Raw genomic sequence first — 6,520 nt, forward strand, 5'->3', positions numbered from 1 at the left:
CCGCGCCCACGCGGGTGTCCGGGTCGGCGCCCTCGCTCTGGAGACCGGGCCGCCCGTTGGACTCGTGCCACAACTGGAACACGGCGCCCGCGAGCGGCTTGCCGGTGCGCGCGTCGGTCTTCAGGACGGTGATCGCCCCGTTGCGCTGTTCGTTGGTGAGGGTGACGGTCAGGCCCTGTCCGGCGTTCTCGGCCGTCAGCTCGTACGGTCCGGTCACGGGCGGGTCGGGGAGCTGGTAGCCGTCGGGTGCCTGGGTCTCCTGCCAGTAGTACGCGCCCAGGGCGAGCCCGGTGCGGACGCAGAGGCCGTCGGCTCCGGTGGTGCAGGCCGCGCCCACGCGGGTGTCCGGGTCGGCGCCCTCGCTCTGGAGACCGGGCCGCCCGTTGGACTCGTGCCACAACTGGAACACGGCGCCCGCGAGCGGGCGGTGGGTCCCGCGGTCGGTCTTCAGGACGCTGATCGCGCCGGTGCGCGGTGCGTTGTCGACGGTGACGACGAGGCCCCGTTCCGCGTTCTGGACGGTCAGTTCGTGCGGTCCGCTGACCGGCCGGGCGGGGAGCACGTATCCGGGAGGCGCTTGGGTCTCCTGCCAGTAGTACGCGCCGAGGGGCAGCTTGTCGGTCCTGCACACCCCGTCGGTGCCCGTGGTGCACGGATCGCCGACCTTGGTGTCGGCGTCGTCGCCGCTCTGGAGTCCGGGACGGCCGTTGGTCTCGCGCCACAGCTGGAACACCGCGCCCGCCAGCGGGCGGTTGGTGCCGGCGTCGTGCTTGACGACGCTGACCGACCCGGTCGGCGGGATGTAGTAGCCAGCGTCGTGCGTGTGGTCGTTGGCGCCCGCGCCGCCGGTGCGCAGCGACTCGGTCTGCGTGGCGGGGTCGGGGTTGGAGTCCACCGAGCGGTTGCCGCCCTGCTCCTTGGCCGTCGGCACCAGGTCGGCGGGGGCGGGCTTCTCCGGGATGCCCCCGGTCTCGGCCGTCTTCACGTCGAAGCTGATCTGGTAGTCCGTGTGCGGCTTGACCTGGAAGTAGTACTCGCCCCGCTCGTTGGTCCGCGTGGTGTCGAGGACGGTTCCCGCCTTGTCCTTGAGGGTCACCGTGGCGCCGGGGATGGGCTCCTCGGTGGGGCCCTGGATCCCGTCGCGGTCGCGGTCGAACCAGACGCGGTTGCCGATCTGCACCGGCGCCTCGTCACAGAGCAGTTCCAGGTCGCCGAGGCCGTTCGCCTTGCCGAAGGAGCCGGTGCCGCCGTCGACCTGGTAGTCCTCCGAGCCCGCTCCGGTGGTGTTGTCGAACTTGCGCACCCCGCCGGAGAAGATGGTCAGCGGGTCGACGATCGTGGAGACCGTCTTGGTGAAGCGCGGTGCGAACGCCAGGCCGCCCTGGAGCGATTCGGCGAGCTGGCCCAGCGTGGAGTCGGCGTAGTAGTACTCCTTGACGCCGTCCTGCTGGGGCGGCGCGCTGCCGGGCTTGAAGTGGTTGGGGCAGGCGTCGGACTCGCTGTCCCAGACCCATCCGGTGGCCGTCTTGCACACGCGGGTGATGTCGCCCATCGCGGGGAAGAGGGACCGCTGCGCGGTGTCGTTGGTGCTGCCTTCCGGCGGCAGGGCCTCGTAGCCGGCCTGGTCGCCGAGCCGGTCCCGGAAGCCCAGGATCATCGATCCGTCGCGGTCGAAGACGATGTCGGACAGGAGCGGCTGCGGGAAGTTGGACTGCTTGAACCAGGCGTACGGGTCCCAGGTGGGCAGCCAGTGGCGCCAGTGGGTGTCGCCCAGGGTGGCGGCGTAGCCCATGCCGCGCTCGGCGCCCAGCCCGTGCTCGATCACCTTCTCGAAGGCGGTGCCGTTCAGCTTGAGCACGAAGGCCCGCAGGTCCTCGTCCTTCTGTGAGGTCTCGGCGCTACAGGTGCCGCCCACGTACACGGCTCCGTCGTGCGCGCCGAGTCCGTACGGGCGCCAGTCCGCCGCTCCCCCGGGGCAGCCGGGGTCGGGGATGGGGATGACCTGCCGGGGCGTGGCGGGTGCCTTGCCCGGGCCGGCGCCGTCGGTGTCGTAGACGTACAGGCTCTTCGCCTTGAGGCCGACGGCGTAGAGGGTGCGGCCGTCGTCCGCGAGGTCCAGGTCGCCGAGGCCCTCCTTGCCGACCGCGTTGTTGATCTCCATCGTGTCGCGGGTGAGGTCGGCCGAGTGCTTGGCGTCGCCCGCGTCGGGGACGGTCGCGAACAGCGAGGTCTTCTTGCTGCCCCGGTCGACGACGTAGATCCCGCCCGGGCCCGCGGGTCCGTAGGGCATCAGCCGCTTGGTCAGCGCACCGGTGAACAGTTGGTCGGTGTCGCGCCGGTGCGCGAGGCCGTAGGTGGCGCCGATGTCCTCGAACGTCGTCTCGTCGGCCGGCGCCGGGGAGTCGCCCGTGCGGTCGTAGGGCCACGAGACCAGGGCCCGGGTGCCGACCTGGCCCGGTGCGCTCTGGTGGTGGCAGGGGGTGGCGAGGTCCGGGTTGGCCTGGCAGTAGTCGGCGGGGTTGTGCACTCCCGTGACCACGGTGGCGTTGCCGTTCGTCACGTCGACGAACTCCACGAGGGAGGACAGGGAGGGCGCGGGGCCGCCCGCCTGCGCGGGCCGCAGGTACGGTGTGGCCGCCGGGATGACGGCCTCGACCCGGTAGCGGCCGCCGCTCAGGCCGAGGGCGCCCGGGGCCAGCACCACCTTGCCGTCGGCTCCGGTGACGCCCCGGCCCGTCCTGCCCGAGGCGTCGGTGAGCGTCACGGGGATGCCCGGTTCGCCGACCTCCAGGGCCGGGGTCCAACTGCCGTCCGAGTCGACGTCGCGGACGACGGTCACCGTGACCGAGCCCTCCGCCCGGGCGGCCGGACCCGCGAAGGCGGGTGGCGGCGCCGCGAGGGCGGGGAGCGCGACGAGCACGGCCAGACCCCCCAGCCACCGCCGGGCCCCGCGACCGGGGACTCTCAGGGGAACGCTCATGTGCCTCATTTCCGAGATCCACTGACTGTGGGCACAGGATGCGTTCCCCCGGGCCGATCCCCCGTGAGCCGTGCGGGAGCGGACACCCCCTTGCCACACGCAAACACCCGAACGTCCGTGCCGTCGCACGGCGCCGGCCCGGGGGCGGGGGTGAGGGTGGAGGTGGGGGCGGGGGGGCTCAGCCGGTCTTCTCCCGCGCGGGCCCGGGCGCGGGCCAGCTCACGGTGGTCTGGTCGGGGCGGTCGTAGTCCACCCCGTCGAGGCCCCATCCGTACAGCTCGCGCAGCTGCGCCATGAACCAGGCGGCGCCTTCGGGCGAGCGCGCCAGTCCGGCGTGCGGGTCGGCCCACAGTTCCCGGACCAGGTCCTGGACCTTCGGGTCGAGTTCCCAGCCGTCGAGCCGGATGCGGCCCTGTTCGTCGGTGACCAGTGCCGTGGTGCCGGTGAGCTGGTCCCACAGGTCCTCCGCCTGCTGGGCGGTGGTGCGCAGGCCGTCGCCGAGGACGGTGTGGAGGAAGGCGGTGTACAGGGCGATGGAGGGGATGGCGCTGGAGGCCTGGGTGACGGCGGCGCCCGCGACGACGGTGAAGGCGCGTTGCGCGCCCGCCAGGACCGTCTCGTTCAGCTCGCCGGCGGTGTTCTCCAGGTGCTGCTTCGCGGCGCCGATGGTGCCCTGGCGGTAGACCGGGGCGGTCAGTTCGGAGCCGATGTAGGTGAGCGCGGCGGTGGTGAAGCGCTCGGCGAGCAGCCCCCGCGCGGCGAGCGCGCGGACCCACAGCTGCCAGTCGGCGCCGCCCATGACCTGCACGGTGTCGTGTGCTTCCGCTTCGGTGGCCGGCTCCAGGCGGATGCTGGTGACCGCGGGGGCGGCCTGGGAGAAGTCGAGCGCGGGGGCCTGGTAGGGCTGCCCGAGCGGCTTGATCACCGAGTGGTGGACGGTACCGGTGGCCGGGTCGGTGCGGCGGGGCGCGGCGAGGCTGTAGATCAAGTGGTCGACCTGCCCGAACCGTTCCTCGACCAGGTCGAGGACCTCGGCCTTGCCCTCGTCGGAGAAGGCGTCGGTGTTGACGAAGAGGAAGTCGTGGCCGGCCTCTTCGACGAGGCGGGCGGCGGCCGCGGTGCGGTACCAACCGGCGGTGGCGGTGCGGCGCTCGGTCTCGGCGCCTTCGTAGGCGACGCCGATGCCTCGGATCCCGTGCTGGCGCAGACCGGTCAGGAGGGTGGCCAGGCCGTATCCGGCGCTGTGGCCCAGGAGCAGGACCACCGGGCTGCTGCCGTCGCTACGGGCCGGGATCCGCTCCCACATCCGCTCGACGGTCTCGGCGGAGCCGGTGGGGTGGGAGTTGACGATCAGGAAGCCGCGTTGTTTCGGGTCGATCTGCCGGAGACTCAAGGGGGGTCCGTTCCGCTGGTGCCGAGTGGGTGTGCGAGTTCGAGGTGCCCTCTTCGGGAGCGTATCGGCGGCGCGGGACGCCCACTCCTGCGAGCGGGCTACGGAGAATCCGCCCCCGCGTTGTGGGGTCCGGCATTGAGCACGCCGCGCGCGTATGAATGATCTTGCGCCTATGAATGATCTTGATCTTCGGGATCGCGGGAGGGACGCCCTAGGTTCCGGCCCCGGCCGCGGTGATCAGGTCGACGAGGCCGGGGAGGCCGGCTTCGGTCAGCGCGCGGCGCTGCCGGTCGGCGGGGGTGCCCTCGCGCAGGAGGCGGTGGACGAGGGCGCTCACCTGGCGGAGGTCGCCCGCGGTCTCCAAGGCCGGGGTGATGTGGCGCAGCAGCGAGCACAGCGTGTCGCCGCTGCTGTGCGGGCGCCCGTACCGGTCCGTCAGCGTGCCGCCCAGCCCGTACCGGGCGGCGTGCCAGGTGCCCGCTTGCAGCAGCTCCGGATCCAGCGTTTCCGACGGGGCGCCGGCCTCCTCCTCGGCGATCGCCGTGGCGACCAGGGCGCGGACGATCCCGGCGAGCATGACCGCGTCGTCGGCCCGCAGTTGGACGTCCGCGCAGCGCACCTCGACGGTGGGGTAGCGGTCCGAGAGCCGGGCCTGCCAGTACACCTGGCCCCGGTCGGCGATCACCCCGGCGGCCACCAGGGCCTCCAGGCGCCGTTCGTAGTCGGCGGCGTCGGCGAAGGCGGGCGGCGGGCCGCTGACGGGCCAGCGGCCGAAGACGATGGTGCGCCAGCTCGCGAACCCGGTGTCCCGGCCCTCCCACACGGGTGAGTTGGCGGACATGGCCAGGAGGGTCGGCAGCCACCCGCGGATCCGGTTCAGCACCGCGACGCCGGTCTGCCGATCGGGAACCGCCACATGGACGTGCATCCCGCAGATGAGGTGCTCGTCGACCAGTTGCCGGGCCGCGCCGCCGATCCGCAGGTAGCGCGGCGTCTGCGTCACGGGTACGGGCAGGGGGCCCCGCAGCGGCGCGGCGCCCGTGGCCGCGATCCGGCAGCCGCTGTCCTCGGCGGCCGAGGCCACGGCGTGCCGCAGGCGCAGCAAGTGGCCCCCGACCTCCGCCAGGCTCGTGCACACGGCGGTGGCCACCTCGACCTGGGCCTGGAGCAGCTCGTCCTGCACCTCGTCGGGGTCCGCCACGGCGCCGAGGCCGGCGGCCCGGCGGACCTCCTCGGCCAAGGGCGCCGGCAGGCCCGTGGCGGGGTCCAGGAGGACGTACTCCTCTTCGACGCCGACGGTGATCACGTGATGCCGCTACCCCGGACGCGCCTTGATCATTCCTGTGGGACGCGTCGCGTACAGCGCTCCGCCCGCCCCGGTGTCCGTGACTCCGGGGCGGGCGGACGGTTCCGCGCGGATCAGGCGGCGGTGATGTTCTCCGCCTGCGGGCCCTTCTGGCCCTGCGTGATGTCGAAGGTCACGGCCTGGCCCTCCTGCAGCTCACGGTAGCCCGTGGAGTTGATGTTGGAGTAGTGCGCGAAGACGTCGGGGCCGCCGCCGTCCTGCGCGATGAAGCCGAAGCCCTTTTCGGAGTTGAACCACTTCACGGTTCCGCTGGCCATGATGATGCCTCTCAGTCGATGTCGGATCCGCACCGCGCGGACCCGGAGGTGATCGCCCTGGTCCGGCACTGCACAGCAAAACGCCCACGCCAGGGCGCGGGCAGGAACTGCGAACCACGACAGCTGGAACAGAAGCTACACGGCGAATGCGCCCGTCACCAGAGAGCTACGATCACCGCTTGCAGACGATTCTCGGCGCGGGGATCGTGCGGGTCCAGGTCGCGGTCGCGACTGTGTCCGTTCCGCGTCAGTTCCGCGGCCCGCGCGGCGCCCGTACGGCACCGGCCTCGGCGCGCTGTGCGCTCCCACATACCGGCACGGTATCCCGCGCCCGCAGCGCCCGGCGGCACCCCGCCGCCCCGTGGGCGACCCTTCGCATGCATGTGCTGATGGGAACGCGGGCGCACCCCGTCCTAGAGTGACGCGCTGCCCGGCGGGGCCCGGGGGGGGGGGGGGGGGGGGGGGGTTGCCCGGGGTTTTGGGAAAAAGGGGGGAGCCCCTGGCCCCCGCGTTTTCAGAGGGGC

4 protein-coding genes are annotated in these 6,520 nt (G+C 72.8%); all 4 read right to left on the reverse strand.

Annotated features, from left to right (window positions below):
- On the reverse strand, window positions 1-2,980 hold a 2,980-nt coding region (locus tag ACZ4UB_RS35940), incomplete at its 3' end, for an MSCRAMM family protein (protein WP_468076891.1).
- A 178-nt stretch (window positions 2,981-3,158) separates the two neighbouring features.
- The gene (locus ACZ4UB_RS35945) at window positions 3,159-4,373 is read right to left on the reverse strand and encodes an enoyl-[acyl-carrier-protein] reductase FabV (RefSeq protein ID WP_468076893.1); all 1,215 of its coding nucleotides are present in this window, start codon (window positions 4,371-4,373) and stop codon (window positions 3,159-3,161) included.
- Between the two features lie 211 nt (window positions 4,374-4,584).
- Window positions 4,585-5,679, reverse strand: coding sequence for a carboxylate-amine ligase (locus ACZ4UB_RS35950; RefSeq protein WP_468076895.1), 1,095 nt, complete (start codon window positions 5,677-5,679; stop codon window positions 4,585-4,587).
- A gap of 113 nt (window positions 5,680-5,792) precedes the next feature.
- Window positions 5,793-5,996 (reverse strand): cold-shock protein, encoded by a 204-nt coding sequence (locus tag ACZ4UB_RS35955; RefSeq protein ID WP_328929665.1) that lies wholly within the window; start codon window positions 5,994-5,996, stop codon window positions 5,793-5,795.
- Window positions 5,997-6,520 lie beyond the last annotated feature (524 nt).

The organism is Streptomyces sp. NPDC028419 (assembly GCF_055565515.1).